The 21,761-nt window shown below is 73.0% G+C and carries 21 protein-coding genes; 13 read left to right on the top strand and 8 right to left on the bottom strand.

Features of this window, described 5'->3' with window-relative positions; genetic code table 11:
• Positions 1-221 precede the first annotated feature (221 nt).
• The 5 genes from NEH16_RS22620 to NEH16_RS22600 all read left to right on the top strand — a co-directional run bounded on the left by NEH16_RS22620 (position 222) and on the right by NEH16_RS22600 (position 5,235).
• Positions 222-1,151 carry an ABC transporter ATP-binding protein gene (locus NEH16_RS22620; RefSeq protein ID WP_265547324.1) on the top strand — a complete coding sequence of 310 codons (930 nt, stop codon included), beginning with the start codon at positions 222-224 and terminating at the stop codon, positions 1,149-1,151.
• Positions 1,151-1,870, top strand: coding sequence for an ABC transporter permease (locus tag NEH16_RS22615; protein WP_073965400.1), 720 nt, complete (start codon positions 1,151-1,153; stop codon positions 1,868-1,870). Before NEH16_RS22620 ends, NEH16_RS22615 begins: the two co-directional genes overlap by 1 nt.
• Positions 1,871-1,923: 53 nt before the next feature.
• A complete protein-coding gene (locus NEH16_RS22610; protein ID WP_265544614.1) occupies positions 1,924-3,120 on the top strand; it encodes a sensor histidine kinase in 1,197 nt (398 codons plus the stop codon).
• Between the two features lie 64 nt (positions 3,121-3,184).
• Entirely contained in the window at positions 3,185-3,757 is a 573-nt protein-coding gene (locus NEH16_RS22605) for a DNA-binding response regulator (RefSeq protein WP_430523765.1), read from the top strand.
• Between the two features lie 38 nt (positions 3,758-3,795).
• Entirely contained in the window at positions 3,796-5,235 is a 1,440-nt protein-coding gene (locus NEH16_RS22600) for a glycosyltransferase family 39 protein (RefSeq protein WP_265544613.1), read from the top strand.
• Here NEH16_RS22600 and NEH16_RS22595 read toward each other — a convergent pair.
• Complete coding sequence (locus NEH16_RS22595) at positions 5,174-6,652, bottom strand: MFS transporter (RefSeq protein WP_374215608.1); 1,479 nt, start codon at positions 6,650-6,652, stop codon at positions 5,174-5,176. The genes NEH16_RS22600 and NEH16_RS22595 overlap by 62 nt on opposite strands.
• Before the next feature lie 279 nt (positions 6,653-6,931).
• Here NEH16_RS22595 and NEH16_RS22590 point away from each other — a divergent pair, with 279 nt between their 5' ends.
• On the top strand, positions 6,932-8,725 hold the full coding sequence (locus NEH16_RS22590; protein WP_265544608.1) for an MFS transporter: 1,794 nt from the start codon (positions 6,932-6,934) through the stop codon (positions 8,723-8,725).
• Here the strand turns inward: NEH16_RS22590 and pepE are convergent.
• Both pepE and NEH16_RS22580 read right to left on the bottom strand, forming a co-directional pair.
• Positions 8,688-9,416 carry a dipeptidase PepE gene (pepE, locus tag NEH16_RS22585; protein ID WP_265544606.1) on the bottom strand — a complete coding sequence of 243 codons (729 nt, stop codon included), beginning with the start codon at positions 9,414-9,416 and terminating at the stop codon, positions 8,688-8,690. The two genes, NEH16_RS22590 and pepE, sit on opposite strands and share 38 nt — an antisense overlap.
• Positions 9,417-9,459: 43 nt before the next feature.
• Positions 9,460-10,293 (bottom strand): IclR family transcriptional regulator, encoded by an 834-nt coding sequence (locus NEH16_RS22580; RefSeq protein ID WP_265544604.1) that lies wholly within the window; start codon positions 10,291-10,293, stop codon positions 9,460-9,462.
• Positions 10,294-10,441: 148 nt separating this feature from the next.
• Between NEH16_RS22580 and NEH16_RS22575 the strand changes: the two genes are divergently transcribed.
• From NEH16_RS22575 to NEH16_RS22550, 6 genes are all read left to right on the top strand, one after another.
• A complete protein-coding gene (locus tag NEH16_RS22575; RefSeq protein WP_073863382.1) occupies positions 10,442-11,395 on the top strand; it encodes a DUF1177 domain-containing protein in 954 nt (317 codons plus the stop codon).
• Positions 11,395-12,786, top strand: a complete 1,392-nt coding sequence (locus NEH16_RS22570; protein ID WP_265544601.1) for a cytosine permease — start codon at positions 11,395-11,397, stop codon at positions 12,784-12,786. Before NEH16_RS22575 ends, NEH16_RS22570 begins: the two co-directional genes overlap by 1 nt.
• Entirely contained in the window at positions 12,783-14,108 is a 1,326-nt protein-coding gene (locus tag NEH16_RS22565; RefSeq protein ID WP_265544600.1) for a M20/M25/M40 family metallo-hydrolase, read from the top strand. The genes NEH16_RS22570 and NEH16_RS22565 overlap by 4 nt, the downstream gene beginning before the upstream one ends.
• 94 nt (positions 14,109-14,202) lie before the next feature.
• Complete coding sequence (locus NEH16_RS22560) at positions 14,203-14,847, top strand: class I SAM-dependent methyltransferase (protein ID WP_374215609.1); 645 nt, start codon at positions 14,203-14,205, stop codon at positions 14,845-14,847.
• Between the two features lie 83 nt (positions 14,848-14,930).
• Positions 14,931-15,863: an N-acetylmuramoyl-L-alanine amidase gene (locus tag NEH16_RS22555; RefSeq protein WP_265544599.1), complete on the top strand. Its 933-nt coding sequence runs from the start codon at positions 14,931-14,933 to the stop codon at positions 15,861-15,863.
• Positions 15,864-16,086: 223 nt separating this feature from the next.
• Positions 16,087-16,860 (top strand): hypothetical protein, encoded by a 774-nt coding sequence (locus NEH16_RS22550; RefSeq protein WP_073965389.1) that lies wholly within the window; start codon positions 16,087-16,089, stop codon positions 16,858-16,860.
• Between the two features lie 66 nt (positions 16,861-16,926).
• Here NEH16_RS22550 and NEH16_RS22545 read toward each other — a convergent pair whose 3' ends face one another.
• The 3 genes from NEH16_RS22545 to NEH16_RS22535 form a co-directional block, all read right to left on the bottom strand.
• Positions 16,927-17,961: a PHP domain-containing protein gene (locus NEH16_RS22545; protein WP_265544597.1), complete on the bottom strand. Its 1,035-nt coding sequence runs from the start codon at positions 17,959-17,961 to the stop codon at positions 16,927-16,929.
• A 92-nt stretch (positions 17,962-18,053) separates the two neighbouring features.
• Positions 18,054-18,830, bottom strand: a complete 777-nt coding sequence (locus NEH16_RS22540; RefSeq protein WP_265544595.1) for a maleylpyruvate isomerase family mycothiol-dependent enzyme — start codon at positions 18,828-18,830, stop codon at positions 18,054-18,056.
• 40 nt (positions 18,831-18,870) lie between these two features.
• Complete coding sequence (locus tag NEH16_RS22535) at positions 18,871-19,425, bottom strand: hypothetical protein (RefSeq protein WP_073965386.1); 555 nt, start codon at positions 19,423-19,425, stop codon at positions 18,871-18,873.
• A 148-nt stretch (positions 19,426-19,573) separates the two neighbouring features.
• On the opposite strand from NEH16_RS22535, the gene NEH16_RS22530 reads away from it, so the two are divergent.
• Positions 19,574-19,861: a hypothetical protein gene (locus NEH16_RS22530; protein ID WP_018103415.1), complete on the top strand. Its 288-nt coding sequence runs from the start codon at positions 19,574-19,576 to the stop codon at positions 19,859-19,861.
• Positions 19,862-19,879: 18 nt separating this feature from the next.
• Here the strand turns inward: NEH16_RS22530 and NEH16_RS22525 are convergent, their stop codons facing one another.
• On the bottom strand, positions 19,880-20,953 hold the full coding sequence (locus NEH16_RS22525) for a prenyltransferase/squalene oxidase repeat-containing protein (protein ID WP_073965385.1): 1,074 nt from the start codon (positions 20,951-20,953) through the stop codon (positions 19,880-19,882).
• Positions 20,950-21,699, bottom strand: a complete 750-nt coding sequence (locus tag NEH16_RS22520) for a class I SAM-dependent methyltransferase (RefSeq protein ID WP_073965384.1) — start codon at positions 21,697-21,699, stop codon at positions 20,950-20,952. The genes NEH16_RS22525 and NEH16_RS22520 overlap by 4 nt, the downstream gene beginning before the upstream one ends.
• Between the last annotated feature and the right edge of the window lie 62 nt (positions 21,700-21,761).

Below are 21,761 nucleotides of genomic sequence, written 5' to 3'. Positions count from 1 at the left end.
CCGCCGTATCGAGGAGGGGAAAGCGGTGCCCCCGCTGCCCGGGAGACCATCCCGGGCAGCGGGGGCACCGCTCTGTCCGCCCACGGGAGCGACCGGATCCGGACCCTCCGCGTCCGCGATGACATATGTCATGGCGGACCCAGTACATACACATCTGCCGCCGCATACTCACGCTGCGTAACGTCGTAGACATGACGCAGACAAGGGACGACGAGGCCGCGGTGGTCTTCACCGGGGCGGTGAAGACGTTCGGGCGGGCCGGGCGGAGCGTGCGGGCCGTCGACGGGGTGGACGTACGGATCGGCCGCGGCGAGACCGTGGCCCTGCTGGGCCGCAACGGGGCGGGAAAGTCCACCGCCATCTCGCTGCTGCTCGGGCTGAACGCACCGGACGAGGGGGCCGTGCGGGTCCTGGGCCGCTCCCCCGAGCAGGCGGTGCGGGCGGGGCTCGTCGGCGCCATGCTCCAGGAGGGGCGGCCGATACCCAGGGTGACCGTGCGCGAGCTGGTCTCCTTCGTCGCCTCCACCTATCCGCGCCCGCTGCCGGTCGCCGAGGCGCTGGCCCTGGCGGGCGTCACGGAGTACGCGGACCGGCGCATCGACAAGCTCTCGGGCGGCCAGACCCAGCGGGTGCGGTTCGCCGTCGCGCTGGCCGGGAATCCCGAGCTGATCGTGCTGGACGAGCCGACCGCCGCCCTGGACGTGGAGGGGCGGCGCGCGTTCTGGGAGTCGATGCGGGCCTACGCCCGGCGCGGCAACACCGTGCTCTTCTCCACGCACTATCTGGAGGAGGCCGACGAGAACGCGGACCGGATCGTCGTCATCGACCGGGGCCGGGTCGTCGCGGACGGCAGCGGCGCGGCGATCAAGGACGCGGCCGGGCACAGCCAGGTCTCGTTCGACCTCGCGGGCGGCTCCACCGAGGGCCTGGACCGGCTGCCCGGTGTCGTCGCCGTCGAGGTGACCGGCGACCGCGCCCTGCTGCGTACCGACGACTCGGACGCGACGGTCGTGGAGCTGGCCCGCCTCGGCCTGGTCCGGGGCCTCCAGGTCTCCCGGGCCACGCTGGAGACCGCCTTCCTGGCGCTCACGGCACCCGGGGACGCCGTGCTCGCGACGACCGCGCCCGCCACCGAGAAGGAGACCGTCTGATGTTCCCGTACATCCTGCTCGAAATGCGCCGGACCCTGCGTGACGCCGGATTCCTGATCTTCGGCACGGGCATGCCGGTGCTGATGTATCTGATCTTCACCAACATCGGTGACGACGGCGCCGACGGCTGGAAGACTGCGTCCATGGTCGGCATGGCCGCGTACGGCGCGCTCGGCTCCGCGATGTCGATCGGTACGGGCGTCGCCTCCGACAAGTCCCTCGGCTGGCTCCAGCAGTTGAGGGTCACCCCGCTCTCCCCGTCGCACGCGGTGGTGGGCCGGGCGATCAGCGGATCGGTGACCGTGCTGCCGGTGATCCTCACCGTGCTGCTGGCCGGCGGTCTGATCAACGGGGTGCGGATGGCGGCCTGGCAGTGGGCGGTGCTGGTGCTGCTGCTGTGGCTGGGCGCGCTGCCCTTCACCCTGCTCGGCCTGGGCAACGGCTACCGGCTGACCCCGCAGGGCACCGGCGTCGTCAACGTCGCCTGCCTGATGGGCTTCGGCGTCGTCGGCGGGCTGTGGTTCCCGCTGGAGATGCTGCCCGAGTGGCTGCGCTCGGTCGGCCGGTTCACCCCGGCCAACCGGTTCGCGGACCTGGGCTGGGCGACGACCGACGGGCACGCGCCGGGCGCCATGACGACAGGCGTGCTCGCCGCGTGGCTGCTGCTGTTCGGCGCGTACGCGGTGATCTCGTACCGTCGGTCCGCCAGGACCGTGTGACGGGAGTGAACATGCCGGGGACCGGACGACCATCGTTCAGGGAGCGCCGCCGGATGCGGAAGGAGGCCCGCAGGCCGGGCCCGCCCTCGCCGTACGCGCTGCTGCCCTGGCTGCTGATGGGGCTCGGCGCCTTCTCCAACCTCTTCCAGGGCGAGACCCCCACCCCGTGGATCGCCGGAGCCGGCCTGCTGGCCTTCAACTCGCTCTACATCTCGGTGGTGTTCCGGGGCTTCAGCAAGGAGAAGCGCGAGAGCCCGGTGACGTACGTCCTGCTGGGCGCGCTGGCCGCGGTCACCTTCGCCCTGGCCATCGGTTACGGGGGCAGCTGGCTGCTGTTCTTCCCGCTGCTCTCGCTGGCCGCCGGCACGGTCCTGCGCCACCGGCTGCTCGCGGTCGGGCTGCTCGGGCTCGCGGTCGCCGCGTGCGCGGTCGCGGTCTGGCGCGACGACAGCGCCTCGCCGCCGTGGACGCTGGGGTACGGGACGTTCATCTCCGGGGCCGTGACCTCGGCGATCCTGCGGCTGGCGGAGACGGTGACGGAGCTGCGGGCCACCCGGCAGGAGCTGGCCCGGGCCGCCGTCGAGCGGGAGCGGCTGCGCTTCTCACGCGATCTGCACGACCTGCTGGGCCACACGCTCTCGGTCATCGTGGTGAAGTCGGAGGCCGCGCGCCGGCTCGCCCCGCGCGATGTGGACGCGGCGCTGTCCCAGGTCGCCGACATCGAGTCCGTCGGGCGCCAGGCGCTCACCGAGATCCGCGAGGCCGTCACCGGTTACCGCGAGGGCAGCCTCGCGACCGAGCTGGACCGGGCCAGGTCCGCGCTGGCCGCCGCCGCGATCGAGCCGGTCGTCCGGCGCTCCGGGCCGCCGTTCTCCCCGCAGACCGAGGCACTGCTGGGCTGGGTGGTGCGGGAGGCGGTCACCAACGTGGTGCGCCACTCCACGGCGACGCGCTGCGTGTTCGAGGTCACCGGGACCGGCGAGAAGGTCCGGCTCACGGTGACCGACGACGGCCGGGGCAGGACCGAGGGCCCCGCGCCCACCCCGGGCATCGGCGGCACCGGTCTGAAGGGGCTCACCGAACGGCTCGCGGCGGCGGGCGGCTCCCTGGTGGCGGGCCCGGGCCCGGACGGCGGGTTCGTGGTGACCGCGGAGCTTCCGGTGGACGCGAGCGGCGAGGAGGACGCCGACGCGACTCCGGCGCCCGGAGCCGGGGACGGTCCGGGCTGCTCGCCTAACCTGGGCCGGTGAACGAGATGCCTCAGGAGCACCCCCGGCCAAGTCCGTCCGCGTCCTGCTCGCCGAGGACCAGGGGATGATGCGCGGCGCGCTCGCCCTGCTGCTCGGGCTGGAGCCGGACATCGAGGTGGTGGCCCAGGTCGGCGCGGGCGACGAGATCGTGGCGGCCGCGCTGGCCTCCCGGCCGGATGTGGCGCTGCTGGACATCGAGCTGCCGGGGCGCAGCGGGCTCGACGCGGCGACCGACCTGCGCGAGGAGGTCCCGGACTGCCGGGTGCTGATCCTCACCACCTTCGGCCGGCCCGGTTATCTGCGCCGGGCGATGGAGGCGGGGGCGGCGGGCTTCCTGGTGAAGGACGGCCCGGTCGAGGATTTGGCCGAGGCGGTCCGCCGGGTGCTCGCCGGGGAGACGGTGGTCGATCCGGCGCTGGCCGCCGCGGCGCTCAGCTCGGGGGCGAGTCCGCTCACCGCGCGGGAGCGGGACGCGCTGGTCGCGTCGGCGGACGGGGCGACGGTCGCCGACATCGCCGCGAAACTGCATCTGTCAGAATCAACGGTCCGCAATTACCTTTCGTCGGCGATCGGCAAGACGGGCACCCGCAACCGCATGGAGGCGGTCCGCGCCGCCCGGCAGCAGGGCTGGCTCTGACCGCGTCCGCGCTCCGTCCGACCCGAGGCCCCTCCGCCATGCCCTCTCGCATACCCACGCCCCGCCGCGTCCCGCTCTGGCTCGTCCCCGCGCTCTGGACCCTGGGCCTCGGGCTCTGGGGGCTCTCGCGGCAGGACAGCCTCTGGCGGGACGAGGCGGCGACCTGGCAGGTGGCGCTGCGGTCCGCCGCCGGCATACGGGCCATGCTGGCCCATGTCGACGCGGTCCACGGGCTCTACTACCTGCTGATGCACGGGCTCTTCGACTGGTTCGGGCCGACCACGACGACCCTGCGGCTGCCCTCCGTGCTGGCCATGGCGGTGGCGGCGGGCTGTGTGGCGGTCATCGGCGAGCGGCTGGCCGGAAGGTGGGCGGGCCTGGGCGGCGGGATGGCGCTCTGCCTGCTGCCGGCGGTGCAGTTCTACTTCCAGGAGGGCCGCCCCTACGCGCTGGTCGCGGCGGGCGCCGGGGTGTCGACGCTGCTGCTCGTGACGCTGCTCGGCGGACGCGACCGGTGGGGGCGCTGGGCGGCGTACGCGGGGACGGTGCTGGTCTGCGCGCTGCTGAACTGGTTCTCGCTGCTGATCCTGCCCGCGCACGCGGCGACGCTGGCGTGGAGCGGGGCCGGGCGCCGGATGTGGGCGCGCTGGGCGGCGGCCTCGGGGGCGGCCGTGGCGGGGGCGCTGCCGCTGGTCCTGTTCACCTCGGGCCAGTCCAAGCAGGTGTCCTGGATACCGCCGTTGACCTGGCACATGATGATCGGCCCCGCGGTGCTGCTGGCGGTCGGCGGCCTCGGGGCCCTGGTGGACCGGCCGGGCGGGCGCCGGCTTTCGATCGCGTCGGTGGGGCTGCCGCTGCTGGCGGTCCCCCAGCTCGGTCTGGCCGCCGTCTCGCTGGAGAAGCCGCTCTTCCTGGACCGCTACATCCTCTTCAGCCTGCTCGGTCTGGCGCTGCTCATCGGCTCGCTGCTGGGGGCGGCGGTACGGGCGGTGGCGCCCCGGTTCCCGGCGGCGTCGCGGTGGCTCGTACCGGTGCTGCTGGCCTGCGCGGTGGCGGCGCTGCTGCCGCAGTCGCTGGCCAAGCGGTCGCCGTCGAGCCGGGTGGACGACGTGCTGGCCATGACGGCGGACGTGCGCCGGATGAAGGAGCCGGGCACCGCGGTGGTGTTCCTGCCCGGCGCCCGGCGCGACGCGAGGCTGGTCTCGCCCGAGGCGTTCACCGGTCTGCGGGACATCGCGCTGGCCCGGAGCCCGCGCGCGTCCGGGACGCTGAACGGGGTGGAGGCTTCCCCGGCCCGGATAAGGGACGCGATGCTCGCCCAGCGCCGGATACTGCTGGTCACGGACGCGCCGGGGGCGGCGCGTCCGGAGAACGGGCGGCGCGAGAGGGTGAAGGCGGCCGTCCTGAGGGACTACTTCACCGTGATCGGGGACGAGCGGGTGCGGGGGCGTCGGGTGACGCTGTACGCACGGAAGTGAGGCGTTCCGGCCGGTGGCGCGGGAGCCACAGCAGCATCAGGAGGAGGCCGCCGAGCAGGACGCAGCCCGCCGTGCGGAAGGCCAGGGCGTAGCCGGCGGTGAGGGCGGCCGGGTCGGCCCCGCCCCCGGTGCGGGCGGCGGCGACCGTGGAGAGCACGGCGAGCCCGAGGGCGCCGCCCATGGTGCGCGAGGTGTTGACGAGCCCCGAGACGAGCCCGGCCTCCCCCGGCGCCGCGCCCGAGGTGGCCAGCGAGGCGAGCGGGGTCGAGGCGAGCCCGGCACCGGCCATCATGAGCACGCCGGGCAGGCAGACCGCGGTGAGGTAGGAGCCGTGCGCGGTCATCGTGGACTGCCAGCCGAAGCCGGCCGCGGTGACGGCGGTGCCGATCAGCGCGAGGTTCTTCGCGCCGACGCGGGCCATCAGCCGGGGCGCGCTCTTGGAGCCGATGACCACGGCGAGCGAGGTCGGCATCAGGGCGAGCCCGGCCTCCAGCGCGCTGTAGTCCAGCACGTTCTGCGCGTACACCGTCATGAAGTACCACATGGAGAACGTGGCCGAGCCGATCACGAGCATCGCCGTGTTCGCCGACGCCACCGCCCGTGCCCCCAGCACCCGCAAGGGCATCAGGGGCTTGGCCGTGCGCGTCTCCACGAGGGCGAACAGGGCGAGCAGCACCGGTCCGCCGAGCAGCGGGACCAGGGTCGCGGCGGCGGTCCACCCCGCCTCCTCGGTCTGCACGATGCCGTACGCCGTGGCGGCGAGGCCCGCCGTGACGAGGACGGCGCCCAGCAGGTCGACGCGGCTGCGCCCGCGTGTGCGGCCCTCGGCGAGCCAGAGGGCGGCGCCGGTGAGCACGAGCACCCCGATGGGCACGTTGATCAGGAGCACCCAGCGCCAGGACAGCGCGTCGGTGAGCACCCCGCCGACGAGTCCGCCGGCCGCGCCGCCGCCCGCCCCGACCGCCATCCAGGTGCCGATGGCCCTCGCGCGGGCGGGGCCCTCGGGTACAGCGGCGGTGAGCAGGGTGAGGGTGGCGGGGGCGAGGACGGCGGCGCCGAGCCCCTGCGCGGCGCGGGCGGCGAGCAACTGCCAGCCCTCCTGGGCGAGTCCGCCGGCCAGTGAGGCGGCGGTGAACAGGCCGAGGCCGACGAGGAACATCCGCTTGCGGCCGTACAGGTCGGCGGCGCGCCCGCCGAGCAGCATGAAACCGGCGAAGGCGATCGAGTACGCGTTGAGCACCCATTGAAGCCCGGTGGAACTCAGCCCGAGGTCCGCCCGCATGGACGGGAGCGCGACGTTGACGACGGACACGTCGAGCACCACGAGGAACTGCCCGACGCAGGCGGCGAGGATCACCGCCCAGGTGCGGACGGGGCTCCGGTCGGTGGGCGCTGCGAGCAGGGGGGCGTCGGCCATGGGCGTCATACTCGCAGGCCCCCTGTGGCCCGTACATCGGTTTCAGGTCTCCTCGCCCTCGGTCCAGCGGCGTAGGACCGGACCGTGAACTGACGTGCCGTCACCTCGCTTGCGCACGCGCCCCGCGCGCGGCCGGTCCGGATTCGCACCCCGCACCCCGGAATACGCCGTAGCCGAGGAAGGTTCACCATGCACAGACTTGGCGGTCGGTGCTGCCCGCAGCACCGGTCGCAACCGTTCGTACACCCCGCTCCTCACCGCCGCCCGGAGGCCGCACGCATGCCACAGACGACGCACGAACAGCCCACCGCGGAGCTTCCCGATCCGCGCGCGAAGGCGGGCCGGGGGATCGTCCCCGTGCTCGCCTTCGCGGGTATCACCGTCGCCGTGATGCAGACCCTGCTCGTCCCCGTCATCAAGGATCTGCCCGCCCTTCTGCACACCGCCCCCTCCAACGCGACCTGGGTGATGACCGCCACCCTGCTCGCCGGAGCCGTCTCCACCCCGATCATGGGGCGGCTCGGAGACCTGTACGGCAAGCGCGGGATGCTGCTGGCCAGCCTCGCCGTGATGGTGGTCGGCTCGCTGATATGCGCCTTCACCGACGACCTCGTCGTCATGATCGTGGGCCGCGCCCTCCAGGGCTTCGCGATGGGCGCGATCCCGCTCGGCATCGGCATCATGCGCGACGAGCTGCCGCGCGAGAAGCTCGGCTCGGCGATGGCGCTGATGAGTTCGTCGATCGGGGTGGGCGGCGGACTCGCGCTGCCGGCCGCCGCGCTCGTCGCCCAGCACACGGACTGGCACGCCCTCTTCTTCGGCTCGGCCGGGCTCGGCGTGCTGGCCATGGCGCTGACCGTGTTCGCGGTGCCCGAGACGAAGCTGCGCGCCCCCGGCCGGTTCGACACGGTCGGCGCGCTCGGTCTCTCGCTCGGCCTGGTGCTCCTGCTGCTGCCGATCACCAAGGGCAGCGACTGGGGCTGGGGTTCGCCCACCACCCTCGGGCTGATCGCCGCCTCGCTCGTCGTGCTGGTGCTGTGGGGGCTCTTCGAGCTGCGCAGCGACGCCCCGCTGGTCGATCTGCGGACCACGGCCCGCCGTGAGGTGCTGCTCACCAACCTGACCTCGATCATGGTCGGCGTCGCGTTCTACGCCGTCTCGCTGGTCCTGCCCCAGCTGCTCCAGCTGCCCGCCTCCACCGGTTACGGCCTCGGCCAGTCGATGGTGGTCGCCGGGCTCTGCGTGGCCCCGCTCGGCCTGACGATGATGTTCGTCGCCCCGCTGTACGCGCGGATCTCGGCCCGCAGGGGCCCGAAGGTCTCGCTGATCCTCGGCATGCTGGTCATCGCCATCGGTTACGGGGCCGGGCTCGGCCTGATGAGCGCCGCCTGGCAGACCGTGATCATCGCCGTCCTCCTCGGCGCGGGCATCGGGCTCGCCTACTCCTCGCTGCCCGCCCTGATCATCGGCGCCGTCGACGCCTCGGAGACCGGCGCCGCGAACGGGCTCAACACCCTGATGCGCTCCATCGGCACCTCGGTGTCCAGCGCGGTGATCGGCATGGTCCTGGCCCACACCTCGACCCGGATGGGCCCGGTCGCGGTGCCCACGATGAAGGGCTTCCGGATCTCGTTCCTCATCGCGACGGGTGCCGTGGTCGCCGGTCTCGTCCTGGCCTCGTTCCTGCCGTCCCGGCGCACGGCCACCGCGCCGGTCCTGCTGGCGAGCAGCGAGGGCGACGAGGCGGCCCGGCGCGCCGCCGAGGACGCCGAACCGCTCCCCCTGCCGGGCCCGGAGGGCTTCCGCGGCCGGGTGCTCGACGCGGACGGGGCCCCGGTCGCCGGGGCCAATGTGACCCTGATCGACCGGCAGGGCCGGCAGGCGGGGCTGACCACCACGGACGCGCGGGGCCGCTGGGCGCTGGCCGCCCCGGAGTCCGGCACGTTCGTCCTGGCGGCGTCGGCCGCGGGCCACGCGCCGCGCGCCTGCCCGGCGAAGGGCGGCCCCGCGGTCACCGACCTCGTGCTGGGGGGCGTCAGCGCGCCGGAGCGTCGAACCGCGGTTCCGTCCTGAGCAGGTGGGACACGTCCGTCCCGGCCGGCAGCTCCCGGGGCTCGGCGCCCCGCGTGAACAGGCGGGCGGGGCGGGCCCCCTCGACGTGGGCCGCCTCGTCCTCGACGCGGAGCCAGGAGCCCTCGCGCAGGCCGAGGACCGGGACGTCGTTCTCCTCCAGGAACTCGGTGAGCCGTTCCTCGCGGGTCTCGCCCTTGTGGGTGCTGGCGGGGTCCGGGTCCAGGTAGTGCGGGTTGATCTGGAACGGCACGAGGCCCAGGGCCGCGAAGGACGGCGGCTGCACGATGGGCATGTCGTTGGTGGTGCGCAGGGTGGGCGCCGCCATGTTGGTGCCGGCGCTGGCGCCCATGTACGGCAGCCCGGCGCGCACGGCGTCCGCGACGGCCTCGCGCAGCCCGGTCCGGTAGAGCGCGCTGAGCAGCCGGAAGGAGTTGCCGCCGCCGATGAAGACGGCGTCCGCGTCCTTCAGCGCGGCGGCCGGCTCGGCGTGCTCGTGGACGCCGCGCACGGTGATCCCGGCCGGTTCCAGGGCGCCGCGGACGCGCGCGGTGTACGTGTCGTGGTCGGCGAGCGCGTACGGCACGAAGGCCAGGCGGGCACCGGCGGGCAGGAAGCCGGTGACCGTGTCCAGGGCGTGTTCCAGGTAGCCGCGGCCGTACTGGGTGGAGTTGGAGAGCAGGAGCAGGTGCACGGGGTTCCTCTCGGGGGCGGGTCGGAGCGGGTCGTTCTTCGGATCAGGCGGACGGGGTGCGGCGCGCGCGGGGCTTCGCGCGCTGCGGCGGGTGGGTGAGGCGCTTCTCCAGGAGCGCGGCGGCGTTCCGCAGCGCGTCGAGGCGGTTCTCGGGGGCGCCGTCGAACCGTTCCTCGGCGCCGCCGAGGCTGAGGCTCCCGTACGGTTCGCGGCCCAGGAAGACGGGTACGGCGAGGGTCGCGATGCCGGTGTCGTACTCGCCGACGGTCCAGGCGTAGCCCTGGGCCCGGACCTGGAGGAGCTGCTGCTCCAGCACGTCCGGGTCGGTGACGGTCCGGTCGGTGAAGCGGGCCATCGGGCGGCCCCGGAAGAGCCGGTGGCGCTGCTCGTCGGGCAGGTAGGCGTAGAACGACTTGGACGTGGCCCCGGCGTGCGCCGGGTACAGCTCGCCGACCAGCGGGTAGTAGCGCAGCGGCCCCGCCTCGCCCTCCTCGGCGGCCACGCACCGCATGTGGAAGCTGTCGGGCAGGCAGAAGAGCACGGTGTCGCCGGTGACCCGGCGCAGCTCCTCCAGGACCGGTCCGGCCAGCAGTTCCAGTGATCCCGAGCGCTCCCAGAGGCGGCCGAGGCGCAGCACGGCGGGGCCGATGCGGTAGCGCCGGGTGGCGGGGTCGGAGACCAGGAAGCCGCGCCCCGCGAGGGTGGCGAGGAGCCGCTGGGCGACGGAGGTGTCCCAGCCGAACTCGGCCGCGACCTCGGTCACCCCCCAGTCGGGCCGGGTCCGCTCGAACGCGAGCAGCACGAGCAGCGCGCGGTCGACGGTCTGGAGGGCTCCGGCGGGGGTGCGCCGGTCGACTTCGAACTCCGCCATGGCCATCTCACCATTCAGACGTGAATTGCAGATAACGGGAAATCATTGCGCTCAACGCTATCCGATCCCGAATCTGCTCTCAGCACCCCGTCCGGAGCCGCGGCTCCCTGGCCGGCTCCGGACGGGTGTGACGGATGCGCGAGAAAGGCCCCCCATGTTGAAGTACGTACTGGACCTCGTCGAGCTGCTCGACGACCCCCAGGCCAATGGCAAGACGGCCGTCGAGTACCTGGACGCCGCGGCGGGGGCCGAGGGCTCGTCCGCACAGGTCACCACGGTCGCCGGTGAGCGGGGCTCGACGGACTTCGTGTCGGTCCGCATCCCCGGCTCCCGGGGCCGTACGGCCGGGGGCGACGCCCGCACCCTGGGCGTCGTCGGCCGGCTCGGCGGGATCGGCGCCCGGCCCGAGGTGACCGGCCTGGTCTCCGACGCCGACGGCGCCATTTCGGCGCTGGCCGCCGCCGCCAAGCTGCTCGACATGCGCCGCCGGGGCGATGTGCTGCCCGGTGACGTGATCATCGCCACCCACATCTGCCCGGACGCGCCGACCGAGCCGCACGACCCGGTGCCGTTCATGGGGTCGCCGGTGGACATCGCCACGATGAACCGGCACGAGGTGACCGGCGAGATGGAGGCCGTGCTCTCCATCGACACCACCAAGGGCAACCGCATCATCAACCACAAGGGCCTCGCCCTGTCGCCCACCGTCAAGGAGGGCTGGGTGCTCCGCGTGAACGAGCAGCTGGGGGAGCTGCTGGCCGTGGTGACCGGTGAGCCGTTGGTCACGTACCCGGTGACCACCCAGGACATCACCCCGTACGGTAATGGGGCACACCACATCAATTCGATCCTCCAGCCCTCCACCGCGACGGCGGCCCCCGTGATCGGCCTCGCCATCACCTCGGCCGCGGCGGTGCCGGGCTGCGGGACGGGCGCGAGTCACGAGAGCGACATCGCGTCCGCCGCCCGCTATGCCGTCGAGGTCGCCAAGGCGTACGGCGACGGCCGGCTGGACTTCCACGACGCGGTGGAGTTCGACAACCTCGTCAGCCGCTACGGCTCGCTGACCCACCTGCAGACCTTCGGCCGTACCCCCCAGGAGTCCTGATGGCAGCCGCCCCGCAGTCCGGTGCCGTGGCGCCCGCGCCCAAGAGCATCGGCAGCGACGACTACGCGCTCTCGCGCGTCCCGCGCGACAAGCGGTTCGGCTTCTGGTCGATGCTCCTCCAGTGGCTGGCCCAGTCCGGTTCGATCTCGCAGTTCACGCTCGGCGCCACCATCGGCGTCGGGATGACCTTCGGTGACGCGTTCCTCGCGTTCACGCTGGGCGCGGTGATCCTGGAGGTGGTGATCTTCGCGATCGGCCTGGCCGGGATGCGCGAGGGCCTGGCGACGCCGATGCTGACCCGCTGGGTCGGCTTCGGCCGCAACGGCTCGGCGCTGGTCAGCTTCGTGATCGCGGTCAGCCTGGTCGGCTGGTTCGGCGTCCAGAACAAGATCTTCGGTGACAGCGTCTCGGCGCTGGTCGGCGGTCCGTCCTGGATGTGGTGCGTGCTCGCGGGCATCGCCATCACGGCCCTGGTGATCTTCGGCTTCAAGTACATGGCCAACTTCGCGAAGGTGGTCACGCCGCTGTTCTTCGCCATGGTCGCCTTCTCCGTGATCCGGACCCTGAACGACCACTCGTTCAGCGACCTGGTCCACTCGCCGCCGCCGGGCGACACCATCCCGCTGGCCGTCGCCGCCACCGCCATCGCGGGCGGCTACATGACGGGCGCGATCGTCTCCCCCGAGATGACCCGCTACAACCGCAAGGGCTCGCACGTCTTCCTGCAGAGCGCCTCGTCCATGATCCTCTCCGAGTACATCGTCGGTCTGACCGGTGTGCTCCTGGGCCACCTGGTGAAGAGCAACGAGGTCTCGCACATCGTGCTCTCCACCTCCGGCGCCTTCGGTGTGCTCGTCGTCCTGATGTCCACGGCGAAGATCAACGACTGGAACCTGTACGGCTCCTCGCTGGGCGTCGTCAACTTCTTCCAGGTGGTCTTCAACAAGCGCGTCCACCGCGGCGCGGTCACCATCGTCCTGGGCATCGCGGGCACGGTCCTGTCGGCCGTCGGGATCATGAGCCACTTCACCGAGTTCCTGACGATCCTCGGCGTCGCCATCCCGCCCATCGGCGGCATCATCGTGGCCGAGTACTGGGTCGTGAAGCGGATGCGCAAGCCGCTGGACGAGACCCGGGAGGCGCAGACCCTTCCGGCGCACTCCCCGACCTGGGTGCCGATGTCGATCGTGATCTGGATCGCCGCGTTCTGCGTCGGCAAGTTCTACGACGGCGGCATCCCGGCCCTGAACTCGCTGGCCACCGCCTTCGTCCTGTACAGCGCCCTGGGCCTGCTGGGCTGGATCAAGCCCTACGGCACCTCCGTCCTCGCCGACGAGCAGGACGGCCCGGCCCCGGCCGCCCGCACCACCACCCCTGTGGGAGCAGCATGAGCACCGCACCCGACGCCGCACTCGTCCCGGCCTCCGACGAGGCCCAGGACGAGGTCGTCACCCTCTGCGCCGAGCTGATCAGGTTCGACACCTCCAACCCGACGAGCACCGAGCGCGCGAGCGCCGAGTGGGTCGTGGCCCGCCTGGCCGAGGTGGGCATCGGCTCCGAACTGGTCGAGTCCGCGCCCGGCCGCGCCAGCGTCATCGCCCGGATCGCCGGCCGCGACCGGGACCGCGGCGCCCTGCTGGTCCACGGCCACCTGGACGTGGTCCCGGCGGACGCCTCCGAGTGGCAGGTGCCGCCCTTCTCCGGCGAGATCCGCGACGGCTACCTCTGGGGCCGGGGCGCGATCGACATGAAGGACACCGTCGCGGTGATGCTGGCCACCGCCCGGCACTTCGCCCGCACCGGAACGGCCCCCTCCCGCGACCTGGTCCTCGCCTTCCTCGCGGACGAGGAGGCGGGCGGCAAGTTCGGCGCGCACTGGCTGGTCGAGCACCGCCCGGAGCTGTTCGCCGGGGTCACCGAGGCGATCGGCGAGGGCGGCGGGTTCTCCTTCGCGATCGACGACACCCGGCGGCTGTACCCGATCGAGAACGCCCAGCGCGGCATGGCCTGGATGGAGCTGACCGCCACCGGCCGGGCCGGCCACGGCTCCTCCCCCAACGACGAGAACGCGGTCACCGACCTCGCGGAGTCGCTGACCCGGATCGGCCGCGAGACCTTCCCGATCCGCCTGATCGAGCCGGTCCGCGTGCTGCTCGAAGAGGCCGCCCGGCTCTACGGCGTCGCGTTCGACGAGGACGACATCGAGGGCAGCCTCGCCCGGCTCGGCCCGGTCGCCGACTTCATGCAGGTGGTGCTGCGCAACTCGGCGAACCCGACGATGTTCAGCGCCGGCTACCAGACCAACGTGATCCCGGGGAAGGCCACCGCCCGCGTGGACGGCCGCTTCCTGCCGGGCCACGAGCAGGAGCTGATCGACACGATCGACCGGCTGCTGCTGCCCTCGGTCAGCCGGGAGTGGGTCAACCACGACATCGCCATGGAGACCACGTTCGACGGCCCGCTGGTCGACGCCATGTGCGCGGCGGTCCGCGCCGAGGACCCGGACGGCCACCCGGTGCCGTACTGCAACCCCGGCGGCACGGACGCCAAGGCGTTCACCCACCTGGGCATCCGCTGCTTCGGCTTCAAGGGCCTGAAGCTCCCGCACGACCTGGACTACGGCCGCCTCTTCCACGGCGTGGACGAGCGCGTCCCGCTGGAGGGGCTGCGCTTCGGCGTCCGCGTCATGACCCGCCTCTGGCAGAGCTGCTGATCTTTTTACGGCTCCCCTTCGCGCCCCCGCCGGTACCTTCGGCGGGGGCGTACGGCACGATGACGCCGTACCCGTACCGACCAGGAGGAACGCCGTGGCCGCCGAGCCCAAGCCGGAGATTCTCGCCGCCTTCCAGGCCGCCAAGGGCTTCATGCCGGTGGTCGAGGGGCTCGCGCTGTACGAGGCGGCCACCGAGGCCGCCGCGCTCGGCCTGCCGCTGCTGGAGGTCGGCACCTACTGCGGGCGCTCCACGATCCTGATCGCCGACGCGGCGCGGGTGGCCGGCGTCACCGCGCTCACCGTCGACCACCACCGGGGCAGCGAGGAGCAGCAGCCCGGCTGGGAGTACCACGACCCGACCGTGGTGGACCCGGAGGTCGGCCGGATGGACACCCTGCCCACCTTCCGCAGGACGCTGCACGCGGCGGGCCTGGAGGACCAGGTGGTGGCGCTCGTGGGGCGCTCGCCGCAGGTGGCGGCGGTCTGGGGCGGCCCGCTGGGCTTCGTCTTCATCGACGGCGGCCACACCGACGAGCACGCGAACGGCGACTACGAGGGCTGGGCCCCGCATCTCGCCGAGGGCGGGCTGCTGGTGATCCACGACGTGTTCCCGGACCCGGCCCACGGCGGCCAGGCCCCGTACCGGGTGTATCTGCGGGCGCTGGAATCGGGCGCCTTCACGGAGGTCTCCGTCACGGACTCGCTGCGCGTGCTGCGCCGCACCGGACCGGGCATCTGACCGGGAGGACCCGCTTACGGGGCGTTCCCGGCCGGTCCGCGGACGCCCCGGACAGGGCAGGACCCGGCCGGTAGCATCGCCGGGTGCGTCACCACGAGAGCCTTCCCCCCACCCCGCGCCACCCGCTCCGGCTCGCCGCCGCCGCTGCCCTGCTCTGCCTGGGCCTGGCCGGCTGCGGCGACGGAGGCGGGCCCGCGCAGGCCCAGGCCGGGCCGAGCGGCGGTGCGGCCACCACCCCGGCCTCGCCGTCGGCGGCGCCCACGAAGGCCGCCCCGTCGCCGTCGAAGTCCCCGGCGAAGGCGCCGACGAAGTCCCCCTCGAAGGAGCCGGCGGCTCCCGGCGGGCCGCTGTCCGGCAAGACCGTGGTCATCGACCCCGGGCACAACCCGCGCAACCACCTGCACACCGCCGCGATCAACCGCCAGGTCGACATCGGCACCGGCCACAAGGAGTGCGACACCACCGGGACCGCCACCAACGGGGGTTACGCGGAGGCGGAGTTCACCCTCGACGTGGCGCACCGGCTGCGGGATCTGCTGCGGGCGCAGGGCGCGAGGGTGCTCCTGACGTACGACGGGGACCGGGAGTTCGGGCCGTGCGTGGACGAGCGGGCCCGTATCGGCAACGAGGCGCACGCGGACGCGGTGGTCTCGGTGCACGCGGACGGATCGGCGGTGGGGAACCGGGGGTTCCATGTGATCCTTCCCGCACTCGTGCGCGGCGGGGGTGCGGACACCTCGGAGATCGTTGAGCCTTCACGCGATCTCGGCACCCGTATCGCCGGACTGTTCGTACGCAGTACCGGAAGTTCCCCTTCCAATTACATCGGCGGCAAAACGGGTTTGGACGTCCGCGGGGATCTCGGCGGACTTAATTTGTCGACCGTGCCCAAAGTCTTCATCGAATGCGGCAATATGCGTGATCCCAAGGACGCCGCCCTGCTCACCAGCCCGGGTTGGCGCCAGAAGGCCGCCCAGGGCATCGCGGACGGTATCAGCAGCTACCTCAAGGGGTAGTCAAGGGGTGATTCTGCGATGAATTCGGGAGGATGTCCCCGCACCAACCGGGCAGGAACACAACCCGCCCGGCCAGACGATAGATTCATCCCTACGATGGGGAGCCGTTCCCGAGCTTCAAGCCGTGCCCGCCGGGTATCCGGCGGCAGCGACGACCGCCCCGACGAGACGATCGACTAAGGACCTTCACGTGAATATCCGCTCCCTCACTCGAGGCGACGGCGTGGTGATCGGAGCAGCGGTCGTGCTGTTCATCGCCTCGTTCCTGGACTACTACGACTACGGAAACGCCGCCGCCGACGCCCCCAACTCCTGGGACATGCTCGGCAACGGCATCGGTGTCTACATGGTCGGAGTGATCGGCGCAGCGCTGATCGTGCTCTCCCGTTCCCAGCCCCAGCCGCGCAAGGTCGCGGGTCTCGACCTCGGTCAGTTCGGCGTCGCCGCCACGGTGTTCACCGCGTGGAACCTGTTCTGGACGATCATCGACCTGGGCCAGATCGACGCGGGCGCCGGTCTGATCCTCGGCTTCATCGCCTCCCTGGCGCTGGCCGCGGGCGCGATCGCCTCGCCGCTGGTCCCGGCCCTCAAGGCCCCCCTCGCCGGCGCCCCGAGCCCGCAGGCCGTGCAGCCGCCGTACGGTGGCCAGCCCGGCCAGGGCTACGGCTACCCGGGCGGTCCGCAGCCGGCGTTCGGCGGCCAGCAGCCGGGCCAGCCGCAGCCGTACGGTGCGCAGCAGCCGGGCCAGCCCGAGGCGCAGAAGGCTCCGGCGGCTCCGGCGGCCGGTGGCGGCGCCGGTGACTTCACCCCGTTCTGGTTCGCGGTGCCGGTGGCCCGCCAGCTGTACAACGAGGACGGTTCGCAGGCCCCGATCGCCGAGCTGGCGCCGGGCACCTGGTACCTCGCGGTCGAGCAGCGCGGTTCGGCGCTGATCGCCCAGACGCAGGACGGCCGTCGCGGCGTCCTCCAGGACACCACGGGCATCCAGCGCGGCTGACGCGCCCCGTTCCGGCGGCGGCCCCCCACCCTTCCCGGGTGGGGGCCGCTGTCGTGTCCGCCGGGCTCAACCGGCCGCCCTCTTGGGGACCTTGCCCTTCCGCGTCCAGCGCAGCAGCTCGTCGGCCGTCCAGGTGGTGACCACGCGCTCCGGCGGGACCTCGCACTCCTCGGCGCGGGCGCAGCCGTACGCCTGCCAGTCGAGCTGGCCGGGCGCGTGCGCGTCGGTGTCGACGGCGAACAGGGTGCCCGCCGCCACGGCCCGGCGCAGCAGCCTGCGGGGCGGGTCGAGCCGTTCGGGCCGGCTGTTGATCTCGACGGCGGTGCCCGCCTCCGCGCAGGCGGCGAAGACCTCGTCGGCGTCGAAGGACGACTCGGGGCGGCCCCGGCCGGTGACGAGGCGCCCGGTGCAGTGGCCGAGGACGTTCGCCTGCGGATGGCGGACGGCGGCGACCATGCGGCGGGTCATCGGGGCGGCGTCCATGCGGAGTTTGGAGTGGACGGAGACCACGACCAGGTCGACCTGTTCGAGCAGGTCCTCCTCCTGGTCGAGGGAGCCGTCGAGGTTGATGTCGCACTCGATGCCGGTGAGCAGCCTGAACGGCGCCCAGCGCGCGTTGAGTTCGGCCACCTCGGCGAGCTGCCTGCGCAGCCGCTCCGGCGAGAGGCCGTTCGCGACCGTGAGCCGGGGCGAGTGGTCGGTGAGGACCGTCCAGTCGTGGCCCAGTTCCGCCGCCGCGCGGCCCATCTCCTCGATGGGGCTGCCGCCGTCCGACCAGTCGGAGTGCGTATGGCAGTCCCCGCGCAGCAGGGACAGCAGGTGCTCGCCGCCCTTCGTGAGGGGTCCGGCGCCCTCGGCTTCGAGCCGCTCCAGATATCCGGGGACCTCTCCGGCCAGCGCCTCGCGGATCACCTGGGCGGTGCGGGGGCCGATGCCCTTGGCCCGCTCCAGCGAGCCGTCCGCCACGCGCCGCTCCACCTCGCCGTCGTCCATCGCGGCGACGGTGCGCGCGGCGGTGCGGAACGCCTGGACACGGTAGGTGACCGCCTTGCCGCGTTCCAGCAGGAAGGCGATCCGCTCCAGGGCCCGGACGGGGTCCATCGGCACCTCCTCGCGGGACGGGACGGTTGTCGGCCGCCCGTCCAGCTTGGCCCAGCCGGGCCGGGCCCGCACACCGGCCGGGCGCTTCGCCCTCAGCCGAAGGAGGTGCGCGCCAGCCAGAAGTCCAGCAGTCCGGCGTCGCCCAGCACCTCGACCCGGTCGCTGTCCGGGGCGAGGCGGCGGTTGAAGACCAGCATGACGTCGGTGAGGGACCCGCGCAGCGCCACGTCCGCCTTGCCGTGCTCACGGCTCCAGGTGACGCCCTCCGCGCCGAGCCTGATCAGCCACTCGGCACCGGGCACGTCGGTGGCGTGCAGGTGCAGGGTGCGTCCGTCGCGGGGCAGCTCGGCGGACCCGGAGTAGCCCACCTTCTGCGCGAAGGCCACGATCTGCAGCCACTCCTCGATGGTGTCCGCCGCCGGCTCCGGCTCCATCGTGTACGGGACCTCGGCGGCGAGGGCCGCGTCGGCGAGGTGGACGACGGTCTCCAGGGCCATGCGGCGGGCCCAGAAGCCCGCGCTGTGGTCCCAGGACCAGGACCACACCTCGGTCCCGGGCCCGGCCTCCCGGAGTGCGTCGGCGGTGCCGGCGGCCCCTTCCGCCAGCCAGGCGTCGAGCGCGGCGGGGTCGTCACCGGCGGGGCTGTTGTCGGGCACCTTCTCGTCCGCCACCTCCTCGGTGGCCCGGGTGCGGACGATCTCGCCGGCCCAGCGGTGCGCGCGGCCGACGTGCTCGGCGAGTTCGCGCAGGGTCCAGTCGGGGCAGGTCGGCACCGTCGCGCCGAGGTCGGCGCCCCGGAGGGTCGCCCTCAACTCCCCGGTGAGCCGGACGATTTCATCGCAGTAGCGCTCGTGCGCGAGAAGAGCCATGCCCGCACCCTAGTGCCACCGGCACCCCTTCCACCCGCGGTTATCCGCCCAGCTGCGACGTGGACGGGACCTTGTCCTTCACCTCGGCGCCCGCGCTCTTCCCGGCGTCCTTGATGCCGCTGATGACGTCCTCGAACATGCCGATGTCGCCCGCTCCCGCCTCGCCCTTGCGGAGCTTGGTGCCGAGGCCCTTGAGGGAGGCGATGCCCGCGGTGAGCGGGGCGACGGCCTTCGACAGCAGCGGGTCGCCCTTGGCGTTCTCGGTGGCGGCCTTCAGCCGGTTGTAGGCGAAGCCGCCCGCGAGCCCCGCCTTGACGAGGGCGAAGGTGCGCCCGTCGGCGCCCTTCTTGAACTTCCCGGCCCGGTACGGCTTCACGATCCACTGGTACGTGGCGCCCGCGGCGAGCCCCGCGTTGGCGACGAACCTGGTCTTGGCCCACTTCTGCGCCTCGGCCGACGAGGTGCCGGTGGGCGAGGCCGAACTGCTCGCGCCGCTGTCCTTGTCGTCGCCGCCGCACGCGGTGGTGCCCGCCAGCACGGCGCAGGCCAGCAGCAGCGCGAGGAGCAGGCGGCGGAGCGGTACGGGTCGGGGCACGGCGGACCTCCCTGGCCGGGCGGAGCGGGTGCCGGGGCCCGGCACTCCCCGCCAGGCTCGCCGCGTCCCGGGCAACCCGCCACCGCTGCGCGGCCGTACGAGTCCGGCCGACGGGTTTCGGCCGGGCGGGAGCGGCAAAGCGGAGACCATGTCCTACAGCAGAGGCAACGGCTTCACCGCAGCACGAGTCATCGCCCTTGTGGCGGATGTCATGGCCTTCATCATCGGCCTGTGGATCCTGATGTACCTGCTCGACGCGAACCGGGGCAACGAGCTGGTCGAATTCGTGCGGGACACCGCCAGGTGGCTCGCGGGCTGGTCGTACGACCTGTTCACGTTCGACAAGGCGTGGGCCAACGTCGTCGCCGGTTACGGTCTCGCCGCCCTGGTGTACCTGTTCATCGGGCACGCCATCGCGGGCCGCGTCCGGCGCTGACGCTCCCCCGTCGAGCGCTCAGCCGCAGCAGTCCGGCTCCAGCCCCTTCGGCAGCCGGTCCCCGCTGAACACGGCGGTGGTCGCCTCGTCCCCTCCGAGCGCGGCCACCGCCAGCAGCAGCGAACCGGCCGTCCAGGAGGTGTGCTCCTCGGGCCAGAAGGCGCGGCTGCCCTCGAAGACGTAACCCGTCCAGTACATGCCGCCCTCGGCCCGCAGGTGCTGGACCGACTGGAGGATGTCGAGCGCCCGGTCGGACTCGCCCATCACCCAGAGGGCCAGGGCCAGTTCGCAGCTCTCGCCGCCGGTCACCCAAGGGTTGGGCAGCACGCAGCGCACCCCGAGACCGGGGACGACGAAGCGGTCCCAGCCCTCCTCGATGCGCTCCTTGGCCGCCGCGCCGGTGACGGCGCCGCCGAGGACCGGGTAGTACCAGTCCATCGAGTACCGGCTCTTGTCGAGGAAGCGCTCCGGGTGGCTGCGGATCGCGTGCCCCAGGGCCCCGGTCGCCAGCTCCCAGTCGGGCTGGGGCTCCTCGCGGCGTTCGGCGATGGCCAGCGCGCAGCGCAGGGCCTGGTGGATCGAGGACGAGCCGGTGAGCAGCGCGTCCGTCACCTCCGTGCCGTCGTCCTCCCGCTTCCAGCCGATCTGCCCGCCGGGCTGCTGGAGGCGCAGGACGAACTCGACGGCCGCGTAGACGGTGGGCCACATGCGGTCCACGAAGGCGTCGTCGCCGGTGGCGAGGTAGTGGTGCCAGACGCCGACGGCCACATAGGCGCAGAAGTTGGTCTCCCGGCTGCGGTCGGTCGGCTGCTCGGCGTCGCCGTCGTGGTAGGCGGCGTACCAGGAGCCGTCGCCGTTCTGGTGGCGGGCCAGCCACTCGTACGCGCGTTCCGCGGCGGCGTGCTCGCCGGCCGCGTCCAGGGCCATGGCGGCCTCGGTGTGGTCCCACGGGTCGAGGTGGTGACCGCGGAACCACGGGATGGCGCCGTCCGGGCGCTGCACGGCGCGCAGCGCGGCGACGGTCTCGGCGGCCTGCGCGGCGGTGAGGACTCCGGGCAGGACGAGGTGTTCGGTCCGCTCGGGAAGGCTCACGCCTCGGCCTCGGCGGCGACTGCGGCGACGGGCAGGTGCGGCTTGGTCGCGTAGGCCACGAAGCTCTTGCCGACGACGGGATTCAGGAGCTGCTCGGCGACCCGGGTGGCCAGCGGCTTCTTCATGATGTCCCAGACCAGGAGCTTGTGGTACGCCTTCACCGGCAGCGCCTTGTCGTTGTCGACGCCGAACGCGCACTTGAGCCACCAGTACGGGGAGTGCAGCGCGTGCGCGTGGTGGGTGCCGTACGGCTTGAGGCCGGCGCCGCGCATCTTGCCGAGGAGTTCGTCGGCCTTGTAGATGCGGATGTGGCCGCCCTCGACCTCGTGGTAGGCGTCGGAGAGGGCCCAGCAGACCTTCTCGGGGCCGTAGCGCGGGACGGTGACGGCGATCCGGCCGCCGGGCCTGAGCACCCGGACCATCTCGGCGAGGACGCCCTTGTCGTCGGGGATGTGCTCCATGACCTCGGAGATGATCACGACGTCGAAGGACTCGTCGGGGAACGGCAGGTTGAGCGCGTCGCCCTCCATCGCGGTGGCGGTGGCGCCCTCGGGGGCCTCCCCGGCCTCCTTCATCGCGGCGAACCACTTCGCGACCTCGCGGATCTCCTCGCCGTTCCGGTCGAGGGCCACCACCTGGGCGCCGCGCCGGTAGCACTCGAAGGCGTGGCGTCCGGCGCCGCACCCGAGGTCGAGCACGCGGTCGCCTGCGGCGAGCGGGAAGCGGGTGAAGTCCACGGTCAGCACGAGTGCCTGCTTTCGCGGTCGGGGGTCGGGAGGGGGACGGGGTCAGGGGCCCGGCGGGCGGT

Origin of the sequence: Streptomyces drozdowiczii (assembly GCF_026167665.1) — a bacterium.
GTDB classification, from domain to species: Bacteria; Actinomycetota; Actinomycetes; order Streptomycetales; family Streptomycetaceae; genus Streptomyces; species Streptomyces drozdowiczii_A.
This window is presented reverse-complemented; position numbering and strand designations above follow the sequence as displayed.

Coding starts and splice junctions, on each gene's coding strand:
- NEH16_RS22615 (WP_073965400.1), top strand. CDS start 1,151: ATGTTCCCGTACATCCTGCTCGAAATGCGCCGGACCCTGCGTGACGCC.
- NEH16_RS22610 (WP_265544614.1), top strand. CDS start 1,924: ATGCGGAAGGAGGCCCGCAGGCCGGGCCCGCCCTCGCCGTACGCGCTG.
- NEH16_RS22605 (WP_430523765.1), top strand. CDS start 3,185: ATGATGCGCGGCGCGCTCGCCCTGCTGCTCGGGCTGGAGCCGGACATC.
- NEH16_RS22600 (WP_265544613.1), top strand. CDS start 3,796: ATGCCCTCTCGCATACCCACGCCCCGCCGCGTCCCGCTCTGGCTCGTC.
- NEH16_RS22595 (WP_374215608.1), bottom strand. CDS start 6,652: ATGGCCGACGCCCCCCTGCTCGCAGCGCCCACCGACCGGAGCCCCGTC.
- NEH16_RS22590 (WP_265544608.1), top strand. CDS start 6,932: ATGCCACAGACGACGCACGAACAGCCCACCGCGGAGCTTCCCGATCCG.
- NEH16_RS22580 (WP_265544604.1), bottom strand. CDS start 10,293: ATGGCCATGGCGGAGTTCGAAGTCGACCGGCGCACCCCCGCCGGAGCC.
- NEH16_RS22575 (WP_073863382.1), top strand. CDS start 10,442: ATGTTGAAGTACGTACTGGACCTCGTCGAGCTGCTCGACGACCCCCAG.
- NEH16_RS22570 (WP_265544601.1), top strand. CDS start 11,395: ATGGCAGCCGCCCCGCAGTCCGGTGCCGTGGCGCCCGCGCCCAAGAGC.
- NEH16_RS22565 (WP_265544600.1), top strand. CDS start 12,783: ATGAGCACCGCACCCGACGCCGCACTCGTCCCGGCCTCCGACGAGGCC.
- NEH16_RS22545 (WP_265544597.1), bottom strand. CDS start 17,961: ATGGACCCCGTCCGGGCCCTGGAGCGGATCGCCTTCCTGCTGGAACGC.
- NEH16_RS22540 (WP_265544595.1), bottom strand. CDS start 18,830: ATGGCTCTTCTCGCGCACGAGCGCTACTGCGATGAAATCGTCCGGCTC.
- NEH16_RS22530 (WP_018103415.1), top strand. CDS start 19,574: ATGTCCTACAGCAGAGGCAACGGCTTCACCGCAGCACGAGTCATCGCC.